Genomic DNA, 23,682 nt, shown 5'->3' on the forward strand with positions numbered 1-23,682 from the left:
TTCTTGTTCGAGAACAGCAACAGGCGAACAGCCCATATCCGCTGCCTGCCGCCTACCGCTGTTCGTGTTCAGCAACACGTGGGGGATCTTGTGAGCGTTGATTTCTCGGGGCCGCCGCCCCGCAGCCGGAACACCAAGCACGCGCTGATCGCGATGGAGCTCGTTGCTCGCCCCGGTGAGTGGGGCATCGTGCAGCGGCCGACGTCGATCTCGCGGGCGTCGTCCGCAGCACAGGCGATCCGCACCGGCCGCCTGTCTGCCTACCCCGCCGGCGAGTTCGAGGCCAAGGCCCGGACGATCGTCAAGCAGGGAGGCGTCGAACACCGGGTTTACGCCCGGTACGTGGGCCCGAAGAAGTGACCGGCGGGCGAACCCTGCCCCTCGGCTGCACTTCTCTAGCGACCGCGGCATGATCTGCGATTTCTGGGACGGGGCCACGCGTGCCTACTGCCGTGCGGTCGGAACCCGCCGCTACACCGTCGGCCACCGCTGCCCCCTTCACACCCCTGCCGCCCTTGCCGGTCGGCCCGAACCGCCCGGCGATCCAAGTCCCGTGAGGAGACGTTCCGTTGAGCCTCGCCGCGACGGATTGGGTATGGACCCGGTCCCGCGCCCGAGGCGCCGCTCGTCTGGTCCTGCTCGCGATAGCTGACCGCGCCGGCGCCGACGGCGTCGCCTACGCCGGTACGGCCGCGCTGATCCAGCGGACCCGGGCCGCCCGGTCCACCGTCCGGCAGGCAGTCGACACCCTGCTCGCCTCGGGTGAGCTCGCCGTCGTCATCGGCCGGACCGGACCCGGGGGCGAGACGGTCTACCGCCTTCCGCTCCTCGATGAGCAGGGGGCCGAGGACCGGCCCGGACCGGATTTCGGCCCGGGTCGAGAATCGACCCCCGGGGGGCCGGTGAACGGCCCAGGGGAGGGCCGGACATCGACCCCGGGGGGAGCGGAGACCGGCCCGGGGGAGGGCCGAGGGTCGGCCCCCGGGGGGCCGGTGAGCGGCCCCCAGAACGTACCTACCTACTCACCACAACAACAACAGCAGCCGCGCGCGAGCTCGGCCGCACTGATCCCCGAACTGCGCCCGCTCGACGACGCCCTCGCCGCGGCCTCGATCAACGTCCGGTGGTCCCTCGGCCTCGGGGAGATGCGCGACGTCTACCGGCTGACGCAGCGGCACGGCGTCGAGGCCCTGGTCGGTCTCGCCGCCCGCCGCACCGTCCCGTGTGAGGCCCCGAAAGCGGCCCGCTACTGGCTCAAGGTCTGGTCCGACCTCGACCGCTCGTCGAGCCCATCGCCCCGGCCGCAGCCGCCGACCGCCGCGTTCACGGACCACTTGGCCGCCGGCCTCGCCCTGCTCAACGCACAGAAGGAGAGCACCCTATGAACGAGCAGCAGATCGCCGCCCTGTTGGCGTTCGCCGGAACGCTCGACTCGCGGGTGCGTCGTGCCCTCGCCGACCCGCAGCAGTCCGCCCGCACCATCTCGGAGTGGACGGCCGCCGTCGCCGACGTCCCGGCCACAATGCCCGCCATCGGATGGGACGCCGCCCGTGCGGCCCGCCGGTACTACGAACAACGCGGCGGCGACCGCTCCTCGCAGTACCGGCCGATCGAGCCGCACGACCTGCTCGCCGCATGGGGCCCGCACCGAACCGAGCTCATGAACCGGCACACCGACCCGGTGCCCTCGGCTGACCCGGACGACCCGGCGGCATGGCGGGCCGAGCTGCTCGGCACCCGGGCGGCGGTCGCGACCGGGCACGCCGAGCCCGCGCAGTACCGGGCCGAGATCGACCACGGCGGGCAGAAACGTCTCGCCGCCCTGATGTCGGGCGTCGGTACCGGCCCACGCCGATACATGCCCGCACACGCCGCCGCCGAGCTCGCCCGCTTCCGACCGGCCCGCGCCCATCGCGAGCAGCTCGTCGCCGAGGGCATCCCGGACCCGCTCTCGGCGCCGTGTCCCTACTGCCGCGCCGCCGTCGACGAGCAGTGCCGTTCGTCCTTCCGCAACCGAGGCAAGGGGCGGCGACCGCTCTCGGGCGTCCACCCCTCGCGCGTCGAGGCCGTGATCGCCGAGCTCAGCGGCGCGGCTGCCGACGACGAGCAGGTGCGCCTCGCACGGATCATGTGCCAGCCGCCGACGCCCCGCCGAGACTCCCGTGCCCGGCACACCAGCGGCGGGGGCGAGGCCCGATGATCCCGCTCGCCGCCCGCGCCGTGATCGCCGCGCACCTGACCGACGAGCTCGACGTGCAGCCGCACCTCGCGACCGCCGTCGTCGCCTCGCTCGCCGACCGCCTCGCCGCCGAGGGATGGCACGTGACCGACGACCCCGCGCGACCGGTCGCGCCTCGCGCGCGGGAGGCCCCGCGCGCTCGGCGCTCCCTCGACCGGCTGCTCGGCCGTGCCCGGACGGACGGAGGGAACACCCCGTGAACCCGTCCCTGCTCGGCCTCGCCGTCCCGCTCGGCGCGTCCCTGTCCCACGTGTTCCGGACCGACGGCCGCCTCGCCCGCACCCCCTGCTCGACCACCTGCTCGACGACGCGCCGAGCCGAGAACGGAGAAGACCGAATGAACCACACCAACCAGCCCCGGGCCCGTTCACGGCGCGGCCGGACCCTCGCCCGCGAGGCGGCCCGCGACCAGCGGCGCGAGGCACTGCTCGTGCTGCTCGGCCGAGCCGACAGAGGCGCTCTCACCCGAGCCGACGCCCGGCACCTGCGCGACCTGGCCGCGGCCGAGGTCGACGAGTGCGATGCCTTCCGCCGCGCGGCGGGCGGGCAGCAGGCGGCAGCGCTCGGGCTGCGTCACCGGATCGAGGCGGCCGAGCAGGCGATCCGCGAGGTCGAGGCCGAGCGCGACCGGTACGCCGCCGAGGCCGAGACCCGGCGCATGGCGGCGGGGCGGGGGGCCTGATGAGTTACGCACAGGCTGTGAACGAGACCGTGCGCGCCCTGCGCACGATCCGGAGACAGTGGGCGGCGCTACTGCTCGCGATCGAGACGCCGCCGGCGGACCACTGGCCGCCGAGGCAGCTCGCGCACACCATGCGCGAGGGCGACGACGAGCAACTCGTCGAGGACCGGGCACCGCTCGTGCTGCGCGAGCACCCCGCCCCGCTCAACCTCGCCGCGCTCGACACCGGGCAGGCCGTCGAGCGGCTGATCTTCGATCTCGCCGACACCCTCGCCGCCGTGGTCCAGCGCACCGAGCCGGGCGACCCCCGGGCATGGGTGTGCGCGGCCCCGGGCGCACCCGACGCCCACCTCGCGGCGGGCAGCAGGCGACACGGGCTGCACTGGGCCTGCGTGTGGGTCGAGGGCCGAGTGCTCGACGAGGACACCGCCCCCGAGCGCGAGCTCGACGGCGCGGTGAGCGCCCCGCCGTTCGAGGTGCTGCCGCTCCACCTGCTGCACGAAGCACGTCGTACGGCGCGGATTGCCGAGGCCCGGGTGCTGCGGGCGCTCGGCCTCGACCGGCGCGAGACTCCCCTGCCCGAGCCGTGCCCGTGGTGCGGGGGCGAGCTCACCCTGCACAGCGCCCCCGACGGGCCGCCGAGCATCACATGCTCGGGTGGCCGGACGTGCACCGCGCCCGTCCCCCTCGACAACAGGGAACGGGCGCGGGTGTGGGATTGGGACGACCTCCCCGAACTGATCGCCGCGCTCGGACTGGATGTCATGGCCGCTGTGTAGGCCGAGAGTCCTCGTTTGCGCTCGGCGGGGCTTCAACAGCCGCGGCCGAAGGGAGGCTGATTGCGGGACGGAGCGGCGTGCCGAGCTCGGAACTCGCCGCTACGCGCACCGGTACTGGCTCCCCCCGCCATTCGTTGCGCAGTCGACGCACTGAGGCGATGGCCTTAACGGCCTTCTCAGCGAGCGTTGGCACCTGATCAAGGACATAGCCGAGGACGAAAACAAATCCCCCGAGAACAGCGACCGCCGCAGTGGTCCACCCAACGCTTTCCATGGTCCAAATCACCCCTCAGGTCTGGTGATCGGGCCGAGCGCAGGCAGGCTCGGTCCGACCACTCGTTAGTGGTCAAGACCGAGACCGCCTGTCCCCGTGCCGCTCACGGCACGCGTCAAGTCTCGAACCTCGCCCCAACCACGGGGCGCGGCGCGCTGATACAGGCAAGGCCACAGGTCAGGATGAAGCCCAAACCTGGTCCTGCTGTGGCTCCACAGAAGGTTGGGACGTATGCGACAGCAACCCTTGGTCATCGTGAAGTGGAGCGTTCTCCAAGCCTGGCAGCCTCTCATCAGGTTAGGTCGCACCAGCAGTTGCATCGTGACCTATTCGTAACCTAAGGTTGGGGGTGCCCCCGGCGTACCCGGATATAGACCGCAAGCTTGACGCCCCACCGCACTATGCGCGGCGGGGCGTTCGTGTGCCTTCGCCCGCCGTAGGTCAGTCAGAATCGCTCAGGACTCCCGAGGCACTCAGGATCCGAGGTCCGACAGCGCCCCGTGTTCGTCTAGGTGCCATTCAACACCGCTCTCGTCCTTGAAGAGAGCCACAGGACGTACAGCAGTCTCGTCGTACTCGCCGTGAAACATCTCGGAGCGGAAGCGCCAGAGTCCGCCTATCTTGATGACCTCGACAGGCCCCTGCCGCGGGTCTCCAAGCGGACGCTGCCCGTCGGTCGGGAATGCAACGTCGTGCAGCTGCTCGCCGGTACGCACACGCACTTCATACAGCGGCGCATCGCTCGCGTTGTGCACGTCAGCAACCCAACGCCAGCCCAGCACTTCCACATCCCGTGGCGTGCTTTCCACCCGTTGCTCTATGGGAACGCGACGGACCTTCAGCGACACTTGTCGCGCTTGTCCCTGGCGGCGCTCCAATGCCGTGTCTTTCAGCTCCTGCTCCTGCAAGACCAACACCTTGCGTTGATCCGCAATGAATCTTCGCTGTTCGCCGATCTGGTCTTGCTGGCTCTTCATTGTTCTCAACGCACCGTATGCGGCAGCAGCCGCAAACACTGCGCCTGCCCAGGTAGGGGCGTCCCCCCAGTTGATTCCCATGAGTCGCACCCTATGACCGGGGTTGGAGGTGACCGCGTGGCTGCTCCCGTCACTCCAGACGATCGGAAACATGTCCGCCGTCTGCACGCCGAGGGCAAGTCCCGAAACCAGATCGCCCGGGAGACCGGCCGCAGCGCCGCCACCGTCTCGAAGATCGCCGCCGCGCTCGGCCTCGCATTCAGCGGCGGGGCGCGCGTCGCCGCCGCCACCGAGGCCGTACGCGCGGACGCCGCCGCTCGACGCGAGCAGCTCGCCGACGATGCCCTCGACGGCGCCCTCGCGCAGGTCGAGCGGGTCGGCGCGGCCGACTCCGCCCGCGCACTGACCGAGGTACACGCCAAGGTCGCCGAGCTCTCCCGTACGAGCGGGACCGGGAGCACCGGGGGCTCGATGCTCGACCGCCTCGCCGATGCGCTGCTCGGGTCGACGGGAGACGAGACCAACGGGGGGTGATCCCCTCGCCGCCGCCCCTGTCCGACAAACAGATCCGTTCCATCCGCGAGGCGACCGCCCGCATCTGCTGTTGGCACGGCAGCGTGCGGTCGGGGAAGACGATCGCGAGTCTGATCGCCTTTCTGCTGGCCGTACGGCGGGCGCCGGCGTCCGGTCTGATCTTGATCTGTGGGCGCAGTCTCCAGACGATCGAGAGGAACATTCTCGAACCGCTCGCCGACCCGGACCTGTTCGGACCGGTCGCCGCCGAGGTGCACCACACCCGGGGCGCGACGACGGCGGTCGTCCTCGGCCGCGTCGTCCACCTTGTGGGTGCGAGCGACGCTCGGGCCGAGGGCCGGCTGCGAGGTCTGACCGCCTCGCTCGCCTACTGCGACGAGATCACTCTCATGCCCGAGGGGTTCTTTGCGCAGTTGCTCGCGCGGCTCAGCGTCCCCGGGGCGCGGCTGCTGGGCACCACCAACCCGGACTCCCCGAGGCACTGGTTCAAGGTCAACTACCTTGACCGTGCCGCCGAGCTCGACCTCGCGGCGTGGCACTTCCGCCTCGCGGACAATCCGAGTCTGAGCGAGGCGTACGTCGCCGCCCTGTCGGCCGAGTATTCCGGTCTGTGGCGCCGGCGGATGATCGACGGCGCATGGGTGGTCGCCGAGGGCTCGATCTTCGACATGTACGACGAGCAGCGGCACGTCGTGACCGAGCTCCCCCCGATGCGCCGGTACTGGACCGGGGTCGACTACGGCACGGTGAACCCGTTCGCCGCCTTGACCCTCGGGCTCGGCGACGACGGGCGCCTCTACATCACGAGCGAGTGGCGGCACGACTCCCGTGCGAAGCACCGGCAGTTGACCGATGCGCAGTACAGCCGTGCCGTCCGCGACTGGCTCGACGAGCTCGACGTGTCCCCCGAGTGGACGTTCGTCGACCCCTCGGCGAGCAGCTTCTCGACGCAGCTATGGGCCGATGGCCACCAGGGCGTGACCAGGGCGAAGAACGACGTACTCGGCGGCATCCGCACCGTGGCGAGCGCGCTCGACGCCGGCCTTCTGCTCATACACGAGTCGTGCGAGGGGCTGCTCGCCGAGCTCCCCGAATACGTGTGGGACGACCGAGCCGCAGCGCGCGGCGAGGACCGGCCCGTGAAGTTCAACGACCACTCGATCGACGCCATGCGCTACGTGCTCCACAGCACCGCACACGAGTGGCGGCACCTGCTCACGACCGCCACCTGAATCCCTCTCCCCCGCCCGGGGCGCCTCGCTGCGCCCCGGGCCAGAGCAGCCGAGGGGGTGATCGCGTGCCCCCTCCTCTGACCGACCGGTTTCTCGCGAAAGTCGTCGATGGGCCCCTCGGGTGCTGGGACTGGACCGGGCACGTCAAGCCCAACGGATACGGGCAGTTCAAGGTCGGCGGACGGCCGCAGTACGCGCACCGGGTCGCCTACACCCTCGTGCGCGGGCCGATCCCCGAAGGGCTCGTGATCGACCACCTGTGCCGCCGTCGCCACTGCGTGAACCCGAGCCACCTTGAAGTGGTCACCACCCGGACCAACATCCTGCGGGGCGTGTCCCCCGCCGCGCGCCGCGCCCGACAGACGCACTGCGCCCGGGGCCACGAGTTCGACACTGCGACGACGTACGTCGCCCCGAACGGCACCCGGCACTGCCGCAGGTGCTCGGCGCTGTGCGCCCGGACGAGACGACGGCGGGGGGTGCACCGTGCCCCTACCCGATAACGGCGCCGCATGGCCGCCGCCGCAGCTCGCCCCGCACTACGCCGAGATCAGGGTCGACGACGCTTGGTACTCCGGGGATCACAAAAAACTGACCGCCGTCTACCGGGACAACCCCGTACGGTCCGACGGCCGCCGTCGGCTGTGGGGGCGAGACCGCCACCCGCGGCCCGCCGTCCGAGATCAGCGGCTGCACATCCCCCTCGCCGGCGACATCGCGAGCGCATCGGCTGACTTGCTCTTCTCCGAGCCGCCCATCCTCACCGTGAGCGACACCGCCACGCAGGACCGGCTCGACGAGCTCGCCGACTCCGACGGCATCGCGAACACGCTCCTCGAAGCGGCCGAGGTCGCCGCCGCGCTCGGCTCCGTCTACCTGCGGGTGACATGGGATCGGTCGCTCGCCAACCGGCCCCTGCTCACCAGCGTGCACCCCGACGCCGCCGTGCCGGAATTCCGATGGGGTCACCTCGCCGCCGTGACCTTCTGGCGCGAGCTCACCTCGACCTCGGCCACTGTGTGGCGGCACCTCGAACGCCACGAGCCCGGCCGCATCCTGCACGCCCTCTACGAGGGGTCGGCGGACGCCCTCGGCGTGCGGGTGCCCCTGACCGAGCACGCCGAGGTCGCCGACCTGGCCGCAAGCCTCGGCCCCGACGGCGACGCGATCGAAACCGGGATCGAGCAGCTCACCGCCGCCTACTGCCCCAACATCCGGCCCAATCGGAAGCACAGAGGATCGGCGTTCGGCCGCTCCGACTACGCCGCCCCGATCTACGACCTGCTCGACTCGCTCGACACGACATGGACGAGTTGGATTCGCGACCTGCGCCTCGCCCGTGCCCGGCTGCTCGTACCTGACGGGTACCTGCGCGACCACGGCCCCGGTCAAGGCGCGTCGTTCGACGACGACCGCGAGATCTTCCAGCTCTTGAACATCCCGCCCACCGAGGCCGGGGCGTCTCAGATCACCCTTTCGCAGTTCGCGATCAGGGTCGACGAGCACGAACGGACATCGACCGCGATCACCCGGCAAGCCGTGCAGAGCGCCGGCTACTCGGTCGCGAGTTTCGGTCTCGGCGACCAGGGCGCGGCCGTCACCGCGACCGAAGTCCGGGCCCGCGAGCGCCGGTCCATGACCACCCGGGACAAGAAGGTGAGGTACTGGTCGCCGCCGGTCGCCGCCATGCTGCACGTGCTGTTGCTGCTCGACCGACGGCTCTTCACTCCGCGCATCGTGCCCGAACGACCCAACATCGTGTTCGGGGACTCGATCACCGAGGACGCGTCCTCGCTCGCACAGACTCTGTCCCTGTTGCAGCAGGCACAGGCTGTGTCCGTGGTCACCAAGGTCCGGATGCTGCACCCTGATTGGGATTCGACGGCGGTTCAAGAAGAGAACGACCGCATTCTCAGGGAGACCGGGGCCGCAGTCCCTGACGCAATGCAGGCCGGATTCCTGGCCTAGCTTCCCGTCCGAAAGATCACCCCGAGAAGCCTTTCCGCTCGCACCCTCACGTGCGGTTCGGGGTGGGCCATGGCAACGGCGATCAGCACCGTGACCACGGCAAAGAAGGGGGAGGAGACCAAGGCGATCTGCGATTCAATTTCCATGGAGCGAGACAATACCGCTCGGGAGGAATTCGCTAATTTACTCCTATACGGGGCCCTTATCAAATCTTAATAGTCAACCCCAGAAAGACCCCTGATCAGGGGCTATCGAATCGCATCCGGGCGCCGAATTCGACTCCAGCATTCTTCATGTCATCTTCGCAATCGGAACAGCGCGTACCTCCACCAATGGGGATATTCCGGGGAGGTGCCGTGCCCATTCACCCCGCCATGGCCGAGGATCTCTCGGCCACTGTCCGCGACCTGTACGCGGACGCCGAGCAGCGGCTGCTCGCGCTCGTCGCGCGGCAGCTCGACGGAGGGTTCGAGGCCCCGGGGTGGGCGGTCGCCAAACTGGCGGACATCCAGCCCCTACGGCGGGCGACGCAGGGCGTCGTCGACGCCCTCGGCACGGCGATGCAGATCGAGGTGTTCTCGGCCGTGACCGAGGCGTACGACGTCGGGGCGCGGGCCGGTCTCGCCGAGCTCGGCGCGCTCTCCGACGTCGACGTGCGCCGGATCGCCGAGAGCACCCCGGGCACCCGGGCCGTGGACCGGATCGCCGCCGAGACGGTCCAGCTCGTCACCGAGACGCACCGGGGAGCGCTCCGGGGCATCGAGGACGGGTATCGGCAGGTGATCGCCGAGTCTGCGGCAACGCCGCTCCTCGGGGTCGACACCCGCCGGCAGGCCACGCAAGCGGCAATGTCCCGGTTCGCCGACCGGGGCCTGCGGTCGTTCGTCGACCGCCGCGGCCGGTCCTGGCAGATGACGAGCTACGCGGAGATGGCCGTACGGACGGCCGTCGGCCGCGCTGCGGTCGAGGCTCACGGCGACACGCTGCGCGCTGGCGGGGTCGAGCTCGTGATCGTCTCCAACGCGCCCCACAACTGCGATCTTTGCGCCCCGTTCGAGGGCGAGGTGCTCGCGCTCGACGGACCGGGCGGCGCCCGCACTGTCGAGATGGAGCACGCCACCGACGACGGCCGCACCGTGCGGGTGCACGTCGCCGGATCGCTCGACGAAGCGCGGCGGGCCGGCCTGCAACACCCCAACTGCCGCCACTCGACGACCGCTTATCTCCCCGGGGTGACCCGGGCACCGGTCGAGCACTCCGAGGACCCCGACGGGTACGCCGCCTCACAGCGGCAGCGGGCGATCGAGCGCGCCATACGGAAGTGGAAGAACAAGAGCGCCGCCGCCATGACGCCCGAGGCCAAGCGGGCGGCCGAGGCCCGGGTGCGCGCCTACCAGGGGAAGATGCGCGAGCACCTCGCGCAGCACCCCGAGCTCATCCGACGACGCGAACGCGAGCAGCCCGGGGCGAGCAACCTCCCGAGCACCGCGCCAGTGCCACCGCGCGACGTGGTCGAGGCCGCGCGCGTACGGGCGGGCGACGACCGCACCCTGCCCGAGATGACCGACGAGCAGCTCGGCGCCGCGATGCGGCCCGGTGTCCTCGACGGACGCGACCTCGACCGCATCCGAGGCGAGGGCGACCGCCGCGACCTGGCCGACCTGCTCGACCGCGTCCGCCCCGGCGGGCGCATGGTCGACGACCTGGCCCCGTTCAGCGACGACGAACTCGCCCGAATCGCGCCGCACCTCGACGACGAGCAGATGCTGCGCGTCATGGCCGAGGCCGACCGACGCGACCTCGACGCCGCCATGCCCGCGATCCGCCCGGATCTCGTCGGCATGTCCGACCGCGACCTCGCCGCCCGCGCCCGCCATGTCCCCGAGGACGGCCCGGCAATCGGCGCCGAGGCTCACCGCCGCCGCGCGCTCGCCGAGCTGTTCCCCGGCGGACGGCTCGCCGCCGACCTGTCCGGGCTCGACGACGAGCTGCTCGTGTGGGGCATCCGGTACGCCAACCCCGAGGACGGCGCCCGGATCGCCGCCGAGATCGACCGCCGACACCCGCCCGCACCACCCCCGCCGCCTGCTGGGGCGACGGTCGCCGACACCCTCGCCGCCCGGAACGCCCTCGACGATGCGATGCACCCGGTCGCCCTCGACGACCCGCCCCCGGCGGACCCCGACGAGTGGGGGGCGTACGGCGCGGACGTCGAGCGCGGCCCGGACGGCACCGAGCACATGTCCGCCGTCGAGCGCTGGGTGTACGAGCGGGAGCTCGAAGCACGGGCGCAGCGTGAGGCGTACAGCCGCGACGAGATTCGCGAGATGTACCAGGAGCACATCTACATGCAGTGGCTCGCCGCCGAGGACTACACCCGGGGCAACCTGCTGAACCGCCGGGCGCGGGCGGCCGACGTCGACCCTCGGTCGCTGTTCAGCGGCCCCTCGCACGTCGCCTACGCGCGAGCTTCCGAGGACTTGATCAGATTCTGGGAGGACGTCTCCCCCCGGATCACCCTTACCGAGTTCACCGAGCAGGTGACGGGCGTCCGCACCAGCGCGGGTGAGACCGCCCGTCACGCCCGCGAGGACCAACGCCGCAGGTTTTGAGAGTGGCGCTAACGCCCCTTCACCTGCGGGTTTTTGATGGGTCGCCATATTTTGCAAACCCTTTAACCTCCCTCTGGTGAGGCGCGGAGATCCAGGGTGGAAGGGGTTGTTACGGTGCTCGCACCGTAACAACCCCTTCCACCCTGGAAAAGTCTCCGCGAGGCGTGGTAAGCGTTTTGCGATCTTGTTTCCCCTGCCGTGATCCTGAGTTGGTGCCGAGGCGCCCGGCACTCACACCGCAGATCACAACTCACCGGGGGTAACCCTTGTTCGAGCTCGTCAGCCAGTCCATCCCGATCGCGCTGGGCACCATCTCGCTCGTCGCCATCGCGTCCGACCCGTTCGCGCCTTGTGGCACCGAGGCCAAGCATGAGGCCGAAACTATCCGCGAGCACCTGCGCGCAGTGGCCAACCACGCCCGCGCCGTAATGGTGCTGATCGCCCGCAAGACCGGCGCGACCGGCAACTAGACCGTGCGTCCCCCGGCGGGCGCCATCTGCCGGGGCACTCAGTGCGAGGGGGTGGTCGCTTGGGCTTCCGCGAGGACGCATTGCGGGCTCGGCAGGATGGGCTCGCCGCCGCGCGGGCCGGTCACCCGCCGACCGCTTGCCCGCGCTTCAACGACGCGCGGCTGACCGCCGCTTGGATACGCGGCTATGCCGCCGCCGAGCGGCCCGAGCAGTAGCCACGCCCCTTCCCACTCATAGGGCCGTCCCGTCGGGGCGGCCCTTTTCCATGCCCGCACCACGCTCTCGGAGGGCCGAGCACTCATGCCCGAGAACACCCTCGACACCCTGCCGCTGCACCCGCGCACCGGCGACCGCGCCCTCGGCCACCGCCGGGACGGCCGCCCGATCTGGCCCATCAAGGGCGGCTCGGGCGAAGGCGGCGACCCCGCCGCCCCGCCGGCGGGCGACCCGAACCCGGCGCCCGCCGCGCCCCCGGTCGCAAACCCGGCGGCCGAGCAGCAGCTCGCCGACGCCACCACCCGCGCCGAACAGGCCGCGGCCGAGCGCGACGAACTGCGCGCCGCGCTCGACGCCGTGACCCGAGCGCTCAACCCGAACGGCAGCGAGAACGAGCAGGACCCCGCCGCCCTGGCCGCCGCCGTCGCCGAACGCGACCGGCTGCTCTCCGACCACGCCGCCGAGCTGCGGACCGCCCGGGTCGAGCTCGCCGTCGCCCGGGTCGCCGCCGACGAAGGAGCGCGCGGCGACCGCCTGCTCAACTCCCGCTCGTTCCTCGCCTCGGTCGCCGACCTCGACCCGCTCGACAAGGGGTTCGCCGACAAGCTCACCGCCGCCATCAAGACCGCCGTGGACGCCGACCCCGAGCTCTACCGCGCCACCCCGACCCCGCCCCGAGGGGGCGGCGAGTTCAACGGGCCGCCCGTCGGCGAGCGGCGCGCGACCACCCTGCACGACGCCGTCGCCGCACGACTGAGCAACGGCTGAACCACCGAGGAGGATCGTTTTGCCTACTTCTCTCGCCGAGGCCCGGAACAACGCAACCGACGACGTCGACCTGAACGTGATCGACGAGTTCCGCAAGTCCTCGGACATCCTCGACCGGATGACGTTCGACGACTCCGCGAACCCGACCGGTGGAGACACCATCACCTACGGATACCGGCGCCTGATCACGCAGGCCAACGCCGAGTTCCGAGCCCTGAACACGGAGTACACCCCGGCCGAGGTCGAGACCAAGCGGTACACCGTCGATCTCGCCCCGCTCGGCGGTAGCTTCCGGATCGACCGCGTGATCTCGCGCATCGGCCCGGCGGCGTCGGGCGCCGTCGCGCTGAACATGTCGCAGAAGATCAAGTCTTCGAGGGCGAAGTTCGCCGACGCCGTGATCAACGGTGACCGGGGAGCGGACGCGAACGGGTTCAATGGCCTGTCCGTGATCCTCACGGGCACCGACACGGAATACCTGCCGCTCGCGAACGGAGCCGAGTCCGGCTACCTCGACTGGACCGCCATCGGCGACAAGGCGAGCGCGCTCGCGGCGCAGCGGCACATCGACGACTGGCTCGGCGCCATGGACGACACCCCCGACGTCATTTACGGGAACAAGAAGACGCTGACGCTCTTCAAGACCATCGCCGCGTGGACCGATCAGCTCGACAAGGGCACGGACGCGTTCGGCCGTCCGGTCGTGTCGTACAACGGCATCCCCCTGGTGGACCTCAAGACCAAGGCGGGCAGCAACGACCCCGTGATCGGGCTCGTCTCCCGTGACCCCGACGGCTCGGGCACCGGGGGCAACGTGACCGGGCTCGGCGACCTGTACGCGATCCGGTACGGGCTCGATGGCTTCCATGGGGCGTCGGTCGCCTCTACCCCGCTCGTGCAGACGTGGCTTCCGGACTTCAACAGCGCCGGCGCCGTCAAGCTCGGAGAGGTCGAGATGGGGCCGCTCGCCCCGGTCCTCAAGGCGACCCGGGCCGCGGCCGTCCTGCGCAACATCAAGAGCGCGTGATGCCCATGAACGTGCGCATCACCGCCCCGATCAGCGACTACACCGGCGACGGCCCCGGCGGTCTGCACTTCACCGACGGCACCGCCACCACGGACGACATCGCGATCATCGGCTACTGCCAGGGAGCCGGGTACACCGTCGAACCCCTCGACGACGACCCGCCGGGCAAGACACCCACCCCCGAACCGGACGGCCCGCCCGACGACAAGTCGGCGGGCCGTTCCGGTTCCCGGCGCGCGAGGGGGTGACCTTGGCCCGTCAGCCGTACGCCACCCCCGAGGCCCTCGCGACGTGGCTCGGCTCCCCCGCCCCGGCGGACGCCGAGCGGCTGATCGCGCGGGCGGGCGAGGACATCGACTCGGCCCTGCTGACCGCGATCTACCCCGTCGACGACGACGGCGACCCGACCGATCCCGAGATCGCCGCCGCGCTGAACTCGGCGACCTGCGCGCAGGTCGAATACTGGCTTGCCGCCGGGGACGACGGCACCGGAGCCGGGGGCAAGTGGGACTCGGTCTCGGTCGGTCCCGTCAGCCTGTCCGGCCGTGCCGCCTCGACGGCGGGTGCGTCCGGCGTCGAGCTCGCCCCCCGTGCCGCCCGCGCGCTGCTGCGTGCCGGTCTCACACCGGGTGTGGTGCAGCAGTGGTGACGCGCGTCCCGCCGTCCCTGCTCCGCCACCGGATTGGCGTCGAGCCCTACCTCGGCGACGGCGCGTACGGCCCGCTCTACGGGCCGCTCGTCGAGCACCCCGCGCTTGTCGGCCAGGCCGCGCGCATGGTGCGCGCCGCCGACGGCCGCGAAGTCGTGAGCTCCGCGCAGGTCATCGCCGCCCTCGACATGGACTGTCCGGCGGGGTCGCGCGTGACGCTGCCCGGCGGCCGGATCACGACCGCGATCAGCACGGCCGTGCACACCGCCCCGGGCCTGCCCGTCCCCGCGTCCACGGAGGTGATGTGCGAGTGAGCCATGCCCGACTGCGCTGGAACGGCGCCGCCGCCACGGGCGCGATCCGCGAGGCCGCGGCCCGGGGTCTGCTGCTCGGCGCCGAGCACGTACTCGCCGCCAGCAGGCAGCGGGTGCCGATCAACGAGGGCACCCTCGAACGGAGCGGGGCGACGTCGGTCGACGAGCAGCAGATGAGCGCCGCCGTCTCCTACGACACCCCTTACGCGCGCAGAGTTCACGAGGACATGACCGCCCGGCACGCACCCGGCCGGTCCGCGAAGTACCTCGAAAGCGCGCTGCCCGAAACGGCCGGCGAGGTGCAGGCGCTAATCGCCGGGCAGATCAGGCAGGCGCTTCGCTAGATGGGCCGAGCATCAATCATGCGTTCAATCATCTTCAGCCCCTTGATCGTCAACTGCACTACGCCAGCCGGTGGCGCGTCCACAACCCCCGGGTAGGACGGGCTGATTGCGACAATTCCATCGTCCAAGAGGTTGGACAAGAGCCACCACATGCTCTCGTGAATGGATATCTGACCCAATCCTACGGAACCCCCGCGCACATTCTTAATTAGGGCAGATAGAACCGATTCGCTTTCAGGTCCGGCGCTCTCGATAGCAGCCCATTCCTTGGCATACACCTTAAGCACTTGACGCTCAACATCCGTATAACGTCCATTAAGAACTTCCAAGTTCTCCTTGTACTGGAACATCGACTTGCGGTCAATTTCACCGCTGTCATATCGCGAGTGGCAAGTCGGACATAGGGCAACGAGGTTGTCGTATGTGTGAGCTCTTACTGTCGACCAAGGCTTAATGTGCGCAAGCTCAACCGGGGTCTGTCTGCACGTCGGGATAGCGCAACGGTGGCCAGCCTCCACAAGTACCGCACGTCTTAGAGCCGTTGGAATGTCAGGTCTGCCTTGAGCCATGTCATCGAGAATAAACACACGTAAGGACACCGCGCAGTGACCTACACCGTCGACCTGCTCGACGGGCTCGCTCGCCTGCTCGCCGCCGCCGGCCTCGGGGTCTACCGGCCCGACGGCGCGTACGTGGCGGGCGAGACCGCGATCACGATCGCTTCCCTTCCGCCCGCGCCCGAGCGCGTGATCTGCCTGTCCGCCTACCCGGTCACCGACTCCCCGGTGCTGACCGACACGACCACCGGGGTTCAGGTGCGCACCCGCGCGGGCCCGGACCCGCGCGAGGTCGACGCCCTCGACGACCAGGTGCACGAGCTGCTGCACGGCAGTGGCCCGCACCGGTTCGGGGCCGTCCCCGTGCAGCTCGTCTTTCGCGTCTCGGCCGCCCCGATCGGCACGGACGCCTCGGGCCGCTGGGAGCGGTCCGCGAACTACCAAGTCCGCGCCCATCGCGCGGCCCCGCATCTTGAATAAAGGAGGCGCCGTTGAGCACCCCGACGCCCCCAGTCGAGACGGTGACCGCGCTCGCGCGTCGTTACCGCCTCGATCTGGACATGAGTACGACGCCCGGAACCCCGGTGTGGGCATTGGTCCCCGGGGTCACCGAGTTCACTCCGAAGATCGAACCCACTCAGCAGGACGTCACGACCTACGACGCCGAGGGGTGGAGCGAGCAGGCCGTGACCATGCTCGCGTGGTCGATCGAGACCACCCTCGCGCACCGCGCGCACCCGACGACCGGCGTGTTCAACGCCGCGCAGGAGGCGCTCAGGAAGGCGGCCCGGTCGTTCGGCGCGGCGTCGTACGTGCGGGTCCGCTACTACGACCGCAACGGCGCCGACGATGCCCAGGAGGGCACGGCCCTGGTGAAGTGGGAGCCAGACGGCGGCGGCCCGGACGCCGTCGACACGGTCAAGGTCACGCTTACGGGATCGGGTCCGCTCGTCGAGATCGCGAACCCGGTCGCCGATGCCGGCGGCGCGTTCGCCGCCGGGGCGAAGAGCTCCAAGGCGGGTGACGCCTGATGGGCTTTCAGGCTCTCGACGAGCTGCTCGACGAGACCATCGAACTCCCCGTCGACGGGCGCCTCTACACGATTCTCGCGCCGTCGGCCGAGATCGGCCTGCGGGTGCAGGCCCTGATCAACGCCGCCGCCGTCGCCGCCGACGGCGGGAAGGTCGACGAGCAAGTGCTCGGCGACGCGGCCGAGCGCGACCTGTACCGAGACGTCCTCGGCCCCACCCAAGATCAGATGATCGCCGACGGGGTGAAGTGGCCGACGCTCAAGCACTGCGCGATCACCGCCATGGTGTGGATCGCTCAGGACAAGACCGCCGCCGAGCGCTTCTGGAACGCGGCCGGCGACCCTTCTCGGTTGGCCCCGAACCGGGCAGCGCGCCGGAGCCGATCGGATGCGGCGAGCTCGACCCGGTCTCGGGGCTCTACGAGTGGTACGAGTACCCGCCCGGCACCCGGCCGAGGCAAGAACAAGAAGGGCCGCAAGGCTCACTGACATGGGCTCAGATCCTCGCCGAGTGGCCGCTCGTCGAGGCTGACCTGCACGAGATCTACGGAATCGACCTCGGCGAGCCGGGCCTGCTGCGGGCCCGGTCGTGGCGATGGCTGCGCGTGCGCGTCCTCGCCCTGCTCTCCGCCGAGTCCCGCCTCGCGCGGGTGCTGACACCTCCACCCGACACCTCCCCGACGGGAGGTCGACCCGCCCGGAGGTGAGGCCCCATGGCGCTCATGGTGGGCGAGCTCGCCGCCACGGTCACGATCGACGACTCGGGCGCCGAGTCCGGGATGAACCGCGCCCGCGCCGCCGTACAGGCGGGCGGCGACCGCATCGCCGCAGCGGCCGACCGCGCGGGCGACGCTGCGGGCGACGCCCTCGGCGACGGTCTCGCCGAGGGCGCGGCCGACGGCGCCGAGGAGGCGTCCAACAAGATCGGGACCGCGCTGAAAGGTTTCGCCGCCGCAGCGGTCGGCGGCGCGATCGGCGCCGCCCTGATGGCCGGCGTCGGGAAGGCGCTCGAACAGGACAAAATCCCGGGGCAGTTGCAGGCGCAGCTCGGGGCGACCGGTCCGGTCGCCAAGCAGTACGGCCAGGTCGCGGGCGCGCTCTACGCGGGCGCGATCGTCGACTCGGTCGAGGACGGCGCCGAGATCATCCGGGGCATCGCGAAGAACGGACTTCTTCCGCCCGAGGCGACTCAAGGGCAGGTCAAGGGGCTCGCGACCGACGTCAACAGCGCGGCGTCGGCGATGGGCGAGGACGTCGGCCGGGTCACTCGTGCCGTCGGCACGATGATGAAAAACGGGCTCGCCGGGTCCGCAAAAGAGGCCCTCGACGTTCTAGTAAAGGGTGCACAAAACGGGGTCGATGTAGCCGAGGATCTCCTCGATACTTTCAGCGAGTACCCCACAGAATTTAGGCAGCTCGGCCTCGACGCTCAAACGTCTATGGGCCTTTTGCAACAGGGGCTCCAAGGCGGCGCGCGCGACGCCGATACGGTCGCCGATAGCTTGAAGGAATTCGTCCTTCAAGCGCAGGGAATGAGCGAGGCGACCGCCGCCGCATATACCGATCTCGGCTTTTCCGCCGAGCGGATGCAGCAGGTTTTCCGGGAAGGAGGACCGGAAGCAGCAAAGGCGCTCGACCAAGTCCTCGACAAGCTGCGCAACGTCAAGGACCCCGCGAAGCAGAGCGAACTCGCCCTCGGCCTTTTCAACACAAAAGCCGAGGACATGCAGAAGGCGATTTATTCGCTCGACCCGTCCAGCGCGGTCAACGCACTGGGGGAGTTCAAGGGTGCCACGGACGCCGCCGGAAATGCGCTGCACGACAATGCGGCGACCAAACTTGAAGCGTTCAAGCGTGGCGTAGAGCAGAAGGTCGTCGGGGCCCTCGGGACCTACCTCGTCCCCGCCCTCGGGACGGCGGCCGACTACCTCGGCACCCTCGGCGGGGCGTTCAGCGCGACCGCCGGGTTCGTCGCCGACCACTCGACGGCGTTCACGATCGCCGCCGGAGTGATCACGCTCCTGATGATGCCGACGCTTGTCGCGCTCGGTGTCACGGCATGGACGACGACAACCGCCGTCGTCACAGGTTGGGCCACGCAGACGACCGCCGGCGTCACCGCTGCGGCCCGGTTCGTAGCCCACAACGCCGTGATGTTGGCGGGGTGGCTCGCACAGGGTGCGGGCGCCGCAGGGGCCGCCGTGCGGGTAGTCGCCGCATGGGTGCTCATGGGTGCGCAGTCCCTCGCGCAGGGCGCGAGGATGGCCGCGGCCTGGCTTCTGGCCATGGGGCCGGTCGCGCTCGTGATCGCCGCCGTGGTCGGCATCGTCGCCCTGATCGTCTCGAACTGGGATGCGATCGTTGGCGCGACGTCGGCGGCTTGGGATTGGGTCTGGGGAAAGCTAAAGGCGATCGGAATTGCGATCCTTCAATTCTTCCTGAATTGGACTCTGGTCGGCCTGATCATCAAGCACTGGGACTCGATCAAGGCCGGGACGTCTCGCATCTGGAACGCCACGGTCGATTGGGTAAAAGGAATCCCGGGGCGGATCATCTCCTTTTTCCTCAACTGGACCTTGGTCGGCCTGATCATCAAGCATTGGGATTCCATCAAGTCAGGCACCGTCCGCAAGGCCGGAGAAATGATCAGTTGGGTGCGCGGACTTCCCCGAACAATCATTGGCTTTTTCGGTTCTTTCGGATCGATGCTCTACGACAAGGGCAAGGATTTGATCCGGGGCCTTTGGAACGGCATCAAGGCCATGGGGTCATGGCTCAAGTCGACCTTGATGTCTTGGGCCAAGGATTTGATTCCGGGACCGATCGCGAAGGCTCTCGGAATCAGATCGCCGTCGAGGCTCATGCGCGACAAGATCGGAAAGTTCATTCCGGCCGGAATCGTCGAGGGCATCAAGGCGGGCGCGCCCGCCGTCGACCGCACGATGCGCAGGCTCGTCTCGGTCCCGGCCGTCCCACAGCTCGCCACCGCCGGCGCCCCGGCCACCGGGCTTACGGGCGGGGGAGGTTGGGGCCCGACCGTCCACATCGAGAACTGGCACGCGGGGACGGCAACCGCCGATCAGACGGCCGCCGCGCTCGCGTGGCAGGCCAAGGCGAGGGGGTGACCGTTGGCCCCTGGTGATCTGGTCACCCTCCCCGGGCATGTGCAGTTCGACGAGCTGCTGCTCGGCCCCGGCTCCGCGTACGGGTGGCAGTCCCTGAGCGGATGGGAGGAGACACCGGAATACGAATCGGGGAGCGTGAACCGGGCCGATGGGCACGGCTCCTACCCGGGCCGACTGCTCGCCGGGCCGAGAACGATCACGCTCGAAGGGATCGTGATCCGCACCGACCCGGGCTGGATGGGGGGCGCCGTGCGCGCGCTGGCCGCAGCGACGGCGCTGCGGGACGACGAGCAGCCGCTCGTGATCAAGCTCGACGACTCCCCGCCGTTGTTGTCGTGGGCCCGCTGCATTCGGCGGGCCGTACCGGTCGCCACAGGCGGGTACGCGATCGGACTCGTTACCGAGGGCCGTGTGCAGTTCGAGGCAAGCGATCCGCGCCGCTACGGCTTGATCGAACAGCAGGACACCACGCCCCTGCCGGCACCCGAGCCCGGTCTCGACTGGCACCTCGACCCCGGGCCCGAGGCTCTGGCGTACCCGCTGGAGTTCGGCGCCCCGGGCAGCACCGGAACCCTGCTGGCCGTGAACGACGGCGACGCACCGAGCCACCCGCTCATCACGATCCGGGGGCCGGTCTCGCGCCCGTCCGTGACAAACCTGCGCACCGGCGAGGCGATCGAGTACGACCTCGACCTCGCCGCCGACGACGAGCTGCTCGTCGACACCCGGGCCGGAACGGTCACGCTCAACCAGACCGCGAGCCGCCTCTACACGGCGACCGCCCGCAGCGTGCCCGAACAGCTCTTCGCCCTCGCTCCCGGAACGACGTCATTCGTCTTCCGCGCCTCTCCCGGCTCCACCGACCCCCGCGCCTCGGCGTCGATCCGGTGGCGCTCCGCCTACTGGTAAGGAGACCACATCTTGACCGTGCGTTCCGGATGGCTGCTTTCGAACGGGCAGACGCGCGAGGACACCCGCCTTGTGCCGCTCGGCACCATGGCGCCCGAGACCGCCATGGTGAGCCGCGACGGCGTGATCGCCGGCGGAACCGCGCTCGCCGCTACCGGCGTCGGCCCGATGCAGGTGCAGATCGGCGTCGGCCGCGCCCTGGTGCAGGGCACCGAGGCGCAGGGCGCCTATCCGGTGGCGGTCACCGCCCCCGAGACCCTGTCCGTGGTGGACGGCAACGCCCAGCACCCGCGCATCGACGCCGTGGTACTGCGTGTTCTCGACTCGTTGTACGACACCGAAGAGCAGACCCTCGCCCGCGTGGAGATCGTCCAGGGTCCGCCGAGCGCTACACCGGCCCCGCCCTCACTCCCCCCGGCGACGTTGCGCCTGTGGGAGATCGCCGTTCCCGCTGGCGTGTCCGCCGGAACGGGCGGTATCGCGTGGTCGAGCGCGCTCGCCGACCGGCGCCGATACACCTCGGCGTACGGCGGGATCATCCCGCGCGGGTGGGGGACCAGCTTCGTCGGCGCCTACCCGGGCCAGTACCGCGACAACGGGGCAGGGCTCGATCGCTGGGACGGCGCGGCGTGGCAGACCCTCGACCCGGTGATCGGCTGGACGGCGGTCACCCTGGCGAGTGGCTACACCAACAACGGCAACGCCCAAGGGACCGTCCGGTACCGGCGGCTCATGGTCGGCGGCGTCCCCCATCTTCAACTGCGCGGCGGCGTCTCGTGGACGACCTCGGGCACCCTGCCGAACTCCGGGAACGTCCTCGCTACCGTCCTGCCCGCGAACTGTCGTCCGGCCGCCCTTACGTCCTTGCCGATCGCGGCCGGCGGCGCCGACATCAAACTCGACGCCCAGACCAGCGGGCAACTTCGCTTGATCTCCGTCGCGGGACTTACGACGTGGGCGGCGTTCAGCGGCGTGCAGTACCCGCTCGACTCGTGAGGGGGAAGTGTGCTCGCCTCGACGTACCGGGTCATCCTCTGCGACTTGCGCACCGACCAGGTGCTCGACGTCCTGCCGATCACCGACGTTCAACTCGACGACTACATAGGCAAGATCGGCTCTGCCTCGGCCACCGTCCCCTTGCCGAACCGGGCCGTCGCCGCTCGTACCCGAGCCGCCGTGGAGCCGGGGCGTACGGCCCTGTGGATCGAGCGCGGCTCGGAAATCTGGTGGGGCGGCGTGCTGTGGACCGCGAACCTGACCAGCAACGACAGGGGATTTCTTACGCTACAGGTGCAGGCCGGCGGGTGGGCTTCGTACCTCGACCACCGCGCGGTTCTCCACACGCAGCAGGCCGTGCAGGTCGACCAGTACGACATCGTGCGCGGGCTGATCGACTACACGGCGAGCCTGCCCGGCGGCGACATCGGGATCACGTACGACGTCGAGCAGCTCTCGGGCGTCAGGCGTGATCGAACGTACCGCCGCTACGACGTGCCCCGGGTCCGTGAGGTGATCGACCAACTCGGCGCCGTTGAGAATGGGTTCGAGTGGAGAATCGCGAGCTACCGCGATCCGGGCAGCGGCCGGAGGATCAAGGAACTCCAACTCGGGTCACCGGTGATCCGGACCGGTGCGAGCGAGGTCGTTCTCGATCACCCGGGGCCGATCCTGACCTACGAATGGCCGGTCGACGCCACCGCGCAGGCGAACGTCTGGCAGAGCCGCGGCGCGGCCGACAACAGGAACCAGACTCAAGAGTCCCTGCCGCTCATGTCCGAGCTGCTCGTCGACGACCAGCAGCTCGCCGCCGGTTGGCCCCGGCTCGACGGCACGTCGGACTACTCCACCGTGATCGAGCAGCCCACCCTCGACGCCCATGCGCGCGCCGACATGACCGCCGCCGTGTCCCCGCAGACGATCCCCGAGGTGACTGTCGCGCTCGACCGCACGCCGTTGTCGCCCGCCCTGCTCGGCGCCACCATCCGCGTGCGCATCCGGGACCTGTGGTGGGCCGAGGGCCTCGACCACCGGTACCGCGTCGTGGGGCTCGCGATCTCGCCGCCGGTTCGAGGCCGGCCGGAAACCGCAAAACTCACTCTGGAGGCCGCCTAGTGGCAGCGATCCCCCTCGACATCCTCGACCGCATCCGAGCCCTTGAGCGTGAGGTGCGCACCCTCACCGGGCGGGCCAACATCCGCCCCGCCCTCGACGAGATCACCGCCGGTCCCGTACGGATCGGCGAGGGCGGCTCACTGGAGGTCTCCGCCCCGGACGGGACTGGGATCTTCGGTGTCGGCAAGCTGTGGGACGGCGCTTACGGCGTGCAGGTGCAGCGGTCCGACGGAACACTCGCCGTCATGGTGGGCGGCTCGGGCGAGGGCTCGAACATGGTCAGGCAGTTCGACCGCACCGGCAACGTGATCGTGATGGACGACTATTACACCCGGCGGTTCCTGGGGCGTCCGTGGATGCCCGTTCCCTTGTTCCCGACCATGCAGCAAGGCACCACCTCGGCGACGTACCAAGCCGCTTGGGTGGGCGGCGCACCCGCACACAACGCGGTGATGGTCCTGTACATGGGGAGCATCGCGGGCACCGGCGGCGGTCAGGTCCGGGTCACGATGAACCTTCCCCAAGGGGCACCGGTGGTCGTCGCCGAGTACGACTTGCCCGCGAACACGTGGGTGAACAAGACGCACGTGAAGCCGCTCGACCGCGTGAACCATCTGGAATACGTGCACTGGGTCGTCGAGCACCGGGCGAAGACGGCGGGTACCGCCGTGGAGACACGGATCTTCTCCAGCTACACGAGGAACACGTTCACCGCTGCCGAGGCGCCTGCCGAGCCGCCCGCATCAGCGACCGTCGCAGCAACTGCGCGGGCCGCAGGCGCGTCGCCGCCCACCGAACCGCCCGCGCCCGCCGACCCCACCGGGCCCGTGCCAGGTATGCGCACCATCGACGACTAAGGAGGGG

At 70.1% G+C, this 23,682-nt stretch carries 30 protein-coding genes and 1 pseudogene; 27 read left to right on the top strand and 4 right to left on the bottom strand.

All coding sequences use genetic code 11. The annotated features are described in order from the left end of the window. The first annotated feature begins 3 nt into the window (after positions 1-3). The 6 genes from ACIQGQ_RS13140 (at position 4) to ACIQGQ_RS13165 (ending at position 3,700) form a co-directional block, all read left to right on the top strand. On the top strand, positions 4-360 hold the full coding sequence (locus tag ACIQGQ_RS13140; protein ID WP_402394432.1) for a hypothetical protein: 357 nt from the start codon (positions 4-6) through the stop codon (positions 358-360). A 209-nt stretch (positions 361-569) separates the two neighbouring features. After that, entirely contained in the window at positions 570-1,385 is an 816-nt protein-coding gene (locus ACIQGQ_RS13145; RefSeq protein ID WP_402394434.1) for a hypothetical protein, read from the top strand. Further along, positions 1,382-2,200: a hypothetical protein gene (locus ACIQGQ_RS13150; RefSeq protein ID WP_402394437.1), complete on the top strand. Its 819-nt coding sequence runs from the start codon at positions 1,382-1,384 to the stop codon at positions 2,198-2,200. The genes ACIQGQ_RS13145 and ACIQGQ_RS13150 overlap by 4 nt, the downstream gene beginning before the upstream one ends. Next, the gene (locus ACIQGQ_RS13155; RefSeq protein ID WP_402394439.1) at positions 2,197-2,439 is read left to right on the top strand and encodes a hypothetical protein; all 243 of its coding nucleotides are present in this window, start codon (positions 2,197-2,199) and stop codon (positions 2,437-2,439) included. The genes ACIQGQ_RS13150 and ACIQGQ_RS13155 overlap by 4 nt, the downstream gene beginning before the upstream one ends. Continuing rightward, on the top strand, positions 2,436-2,921 hold the full coding sequence (locus ACIQGQ_RS13160; RefSeq protein ID WP_402394442.1) for a hypothetical protein: 486 nt from the start codon (positions 2,436-2,438) through the stop codon (positions 2,919-2,921). Before ACIQGQ_RS13155 ends, ACIQGQ_RS13160 begins: the two co-directional genes overlap by 4 nt. Before the next feature lie 17 nt (positions 2,922-2,938). Next, positions 2,939-3,700: a hypothetical protein gene (locus ACIQGQ_RS13165; protein WP_402394444.1), complete on the top strand. Its 762-nt coding sequence runs from the start codon at positions 2,939-2,941 to the stop codon at positions 3,698-3,700. Positions 3,701-4,447: 747 nt separating this feature from the next. Here ACIQGQ_RS13165 and ACIQGQ_RS13170 read toward each other — a convergent pair. Beyond that, complete coding sequence (locus tag ACIQGQ_RS13170; protein ID WP_402394446.1) at positions 4,448-5,032, bottom strand: hypothetical protein; 585 nt, start codon at positions 5,030-5,032, stop codon at positions 4,448-4,450. A gap of 36 nt (positions 5,033-5,068) precedes the next feature. On the opposite strand from ACIQGQ_RS13170, the gene ACIQGQ_RS13175 reads away from it, so the two are divergent. The 4 genes from ACIQGQ_RS13175 to ACIQGQ_RS13190 all read left to right on the top strand — a co-directional run bounded on the left by ACIQGQ_RS13175 (position 5,069) and on the right by ACIQGQ_RS13190 (position 8,685). After that, complete coding sequence (locus ACIQGQ_RS13175) at positions 5,069-5,485, top strand: helix-turn-helix domain-containing protein (RefSeq protein ID WP_402394448.1); 417 nt, start codon at positions 5,069-5,071, stop codon at positions 5,483-5,485. Further along, on the top strand, positions 5,485-6,717 hold the full coding sequence (locus ACIQGQ_RS13180; RefSeq protein ID WP_402394835.1) for a PBSX family phage terminase large subunit: 1,233 nt from the start codon (positions 5,485-5,487) through the stop codon (positions 6,715-6,717). The genes ACIQGQ_RS13175 and ACIQGQ_RS13180 overlap by 1 nt, the downstream gene beginning before the upstream one ends. Positions 6,718-6,782: 65 nt before the next feature. Further along, entirely contained in the window at positions 6,783-7,220 is a 438-nt protein-coding gene (locus ACIQGQ_RS13185) for an HNH endonuclease signature motif containing protein (protein ID WP_402394451.1), read from the top strand. Then, the gene (locus tag ACIQGQ_RS13190; protein WP_402394454.1) at positions 7,204-8,685 is read left to right on the top strand and encodes a phage portal protein; all 1,482 of its coding nucleotides are present in this window, start codon (positions 7,204-7,206) and stop codon (positions 8,683-8,685) included. Before ACIQGQ_RS13185 ends, ACIQGQ_RS13190 begins: the two co-directional genes overlap by 17 nt. On the opposite strand, the gene ACIQGQ_RS13195 is transcribed toward ACIQGQ_RS13190, so the two are convergent. After that, complete coding sequence (locus ACIQGQ_RS13195) at positions 8,682-8,831, bottom strand: hypothetical protein (protein ID WP_385203654.1); 150 nt, start codon at positions 8,829-8,831, stop codon at positions 8,682-8,684. The two genes, ACIQGQ_RS13190 and ACIQGQ_RS13195, sit on opposite strands and share 4 nt — an antisense overlap. A gap of 210 nt (positions 8,832-9,041) precedes the next feature. Between ACIQGQ_RS13195 and ACIQGQ_RS13200 the strand changes: the two genes are divergently transcribed. The 9 genes from ACIQGQ_RS13200 (at position 9,042) to ACIQGQ_RS13240 (ending at position 15,085) form a co-directional block, all read left to right on the top strand. Further along, positions 9,042-11,297 (top strand): phage minor capsid protein, encoded by a 2,256-nt coding sequence (locus ACIQGQ_RS13200; protein ID WP_402394458.1) that lies wholly within the window; start codon positions 9,042-9,044, stop codon positions 11,295-11,297. 266 nt (positions 11,298-11,563) lie between these two features. Further along, positions 11,564-11,767 carry a hypothetical protein gene (locus ACIQGQ_RS13205; protein WP_385203648.1) on the top strand — a complete coding sequence of 68 codons (204 nt, stop codon included), beginning with the start codon at positions 11,564-11,566 and terminating at the stop codon, positions 11,765-11,767. A 41-nt stretch (positions 11,768-11,808) separates the two neighbouring features. Continuing rightward, entirely contained in the window at positions 11,809-11,982 is a 174-nt protein-coding gene (locus ACIQGQ_RS13210; RefSeq protein WP_402394462.1) for an Rmf/CrpP fold protein, read from the top strand. Positions 11,983-12,067: 85 nt separating this feature from the next. Further along, on the top strand, positions 12,068-12,751 hold the full coding sequence (locus ACIQGQ_RS13215; protein ID WP_385203643.1) for a hypothetical protein: 684 nt from the start codon (positions 12,068-12,070) through the stop codon (positions 12,749-12,751). 19 nt (positions 12,752-12,770) lie between these two features. Next, positions 12,771-13,778, top strand: a complete 1,008-nt coding sequence (locus ACIQGQ_RS13220; protein ID WP_402394465.1) for a major capsid protein — start codon at positions 12,771-12,773, stop codon at positions 13,776-13,778. Next, positions 13,778-14,026: a hypothetical protein gene (locus ACIQGQ_RS13225; RefSeq protein WP_402394468.1), complete on the top strand. Its 249-nt coding sequence runs from the start codon at positions 13,778-13,780 to the stop codon at positions 14,024-14,026. The genes ACIQGQ_RS13220 and ACIQGQ_RS13225 overlap by 1 nt, the downstream gene beginning before the upstream one ends. 2 nt (positions 14,027-14,028) lie before the next feature. Beyond that, positions 14,029-14,427 carry a hypothetical protein gene (locus ACIQGQ_RS13230; protein ID WP_385203635.1) on the top strand — a complete coding sequence of 133 codons (399 nt, stop codon included), beginning with the start codon at positions 14,029-14,031 and terminating at the stop codon, positions 14,425-14,427. Continuing rightward, a complete protein-coding gene (locus ACIQGQ_RS13235) occupies positions 14,421-14,741 on the top strand; it encodes a hypothetical protein (RefSeq protein WP_402394471.1) in 321 nt (106 codons plus the stop codon). The genes ACIQGQ_RS13230 and ACIQGQ_RS13235 overlap by 7 nt, the downstream gene beginning before the upstream one ends. Beyond that, the gene (locus ACIQGQ_RS13240) at positions 14,738-15,085 is read left to right on the top strand and encodes a hypothetical protein (protein WP_402394473.1); all 348 of its coding nucleotides are present in this window, start codon (positions 14,738-14,740) and stop codon (positions 15,083-15,085) included. The genes ACIQGQ_RS13235 and ACIQGQ_RS13240 overlap by 4 nt, the downstream gene beginning before the upstream one ends. On the opposite strand, the gene ACIQGQ_RS13245 is transcribed toward ACIQGQ_RS13240, so the two are convergent. Both ACIQGQ_RS13245 and ACIQGQ_RS13250 read right to left on the bottom strand, forming a co-directional pair. After that, a complete protein-coding gene (locus tag ACIQGQ_RS13245; RefSeq protein WP_402394858.1) occupies positions 15,082-15,435 on the bottom strand; it encodes a hypothetical protein in 354 nt (117 codons plus the stop codon). The two genes, ACIQGQ_RS13240 and ACIQGQ_RS13245, sit on opposite strands and share 4 nt — an antisense overlap. A gap of 24 nt (positions 15,436-15,459) precedes the next feature. Continuing rightward, positions 15,460-15,654, bottom strand: a pseudogene (locus ACIQGQ_RS13250) (HNH endonuclease); the annotation flags it as partial. Between the two features lie 36 nt (positions 15,655-15,690). Here ACIQGQ_RS13250 and ACIQGQ_RS13255 point away from each other — a divergent pair. From ACIQGQ_RS13255 to ACIQGQ_RS13290, 8 genes are all read left to right on the top strand, one after another. Next, positions 15,691-16,122 (top strand): minor capsid protein, encoded by a 432-nt coding sequence (locus ACIQGQ_RS13255; protein ID WP_385203626.1) that lies wholly within the window; start codon positions 15,691-15,693, stop codon positions 16,120-16,122. Between the two features lie 11 nt (positions 16,123-16,133). After that, positions 16,134-16,673: a phage tail tube protein gene (locus tag ACIQGQ_RS13260; protein ID WP_385203623.1), complete on the top strand. Its 540-nt coding sequence runs from the start codon at positions 16,134-16,136 to the stop codon at positions 16,671-16,673. Next, the gene (locus ACIQGQ_RS13265) at positions 16,673-17,161 is read left to right on the top strand and encodes a hypothetical protein (protein WP_385203620.1); all 489 of its coding nucleotides are present in this window, start codon (positions 16,673-16,675) and stop codon (positions 17,159-17,161) included. The genes ACIQGQ_RS13260 and ACIQGQ_RS13265 overlap by 1 nt, the downstream gene beginning before the upstream one ends. Before the next feature lie 224 nt (positions 17,162-17,385). Continuing rightward, positions 17,386-19,797, top strand: coding sequence for a phage tail tape measure protein (locus ACIQGQ_RS13270; protein ID WP_385203617.1), 2,412 nt, complete (start codon positions 17,386-17,388; stop codon positions 19,795-19,797). 3 nt (positions 19,798-19,800) lie between these two features. Further along, entirely contained in the window at positions 19,801-20,706 is a 906-nt protein-coding gene (locus tag ACIQGQ_RS13275; RefSeq protein WP_402394478.1) for a phage distal tail protein, read from the top strand. A gap of 12 nt (positions 20,707-20,718) precedes the next feature. Further along, positions 20,719-21,702, top strand: a complete 984-nt coding sequence (locus ACIQGQ_RS13280) for a hypothetical protein (RefSeq protein WP_402394481.1) — start codon at positions 20,719-20,721, stop codon at positions 21,700-21,702. Positions 21,703-21,711: 9 nt separating this feature from the next. Continuing rightward, positions 21,712-22,818, top strand: coding sequence for a hypothetical protein (locus tag ACIQGQ_RS13285; protein ID WP_402394484.1), 1,107 nt, complete (start codon positions 21,712-21,714; stop codon positions 22,816-22,818). Next, complete coding sequence (locus tag ACIQGQ_RS13290; RefSeq protein WP_402394487.1) at positions 22,818-23,675, top strand: hypothetical protein; 858 nt, start codon at positions 22,818-22,820, stop codon at positions 23,673-23,675. The genes ACIQGQ_RS13285 and ACIQGQ_RS13290 overlap by 1 nt, the downstream gene beginning before the upstream one ends. Positions 23,676-23,682 lie beyond the last annotated feature (7 nt).

This window comes from Streptomyces sp. NPDC092952 (genome assembly GCF_044754785.1).
Classification (GTDB): domain Bacteria; phylum Actinomycetota; class Actinomycetes; order Streptomycetales; family Streptomycetaceae; genus Streptomyces.

What these genes read in the sequence shown, in the direction of transcription:
- ACIQGQ_RS13150 (WP_402394437.1), top strand. Translation starts at nt 1,382, where the DNA reads ATGAACGAGCAGCAGATCGCCGCCCTGTTGGCGTTCGCCGGAACGCTC.
- ACIQGQ_RS13155 (WP_402394439.1), top strand. Translation starts at nt 2,197, where the DNA reads ATGATCCCGCTCGCCGCCCGCGCCGTGATCGCCGCGCACCTGACCGAC.
- ACIQGQ_RS13170 (WP_402394446.1), bottom strand. Translation starts at nt 5,032, where the DNA reads ATGGGAATCAACTGGGGGGACGCCCCTACCTGGGCAGGCGCAGTGTTT.
- ACIQGQ_RS13195 (WP_385203654.1), bottom strand. Translation starts at nt 8,831, where the DNA reads ATGGAAATTGAATCGCAGATCGCCTTGGTCTCCTCCCCCTTCTTTGCC.
- ACIQGQ_RS13215 (WP_385203643.1), top strand. Translation starts at nt 12,068, where the DNA reads ATGCCCGAGAACACCCTCGACACCCTGCCGCTGCACCCGCGCACCGGC.
- ACIQGQ_RS13225 (WP_402394468.1), top strand. Translation starts at nt 13,778, where the DNA reads ATGCCCATGAACGTGCGCATCACCGCCCCGATCAGCGACTACACCGGC.
- ACIQGQ_RS13245 (WP_402394858.1), bottom strand. Translation starts at nt 15,435, where the DNA reads ATGTTCCAGTACAAGGAGAACTTGGAAGTTCTTAATGGACGTTATACG.
- ACIQGQ_RS13265 (WP_385203620.1), top strand. Translation starts at nt 16,673, where the DNA reads ATGGGCTTTCAGGCTCTCGACGAGCTGCTCGACGAGACCATCGAACTC.
- ACIQGQ_RS13270 (WP_385203617.1), top strand. Translation starts at nt 17,386, where the DNA reads ATGGCGCTCATGGTGGGCGAGCTCGCCGCCACGGTCACGATCGACGAC.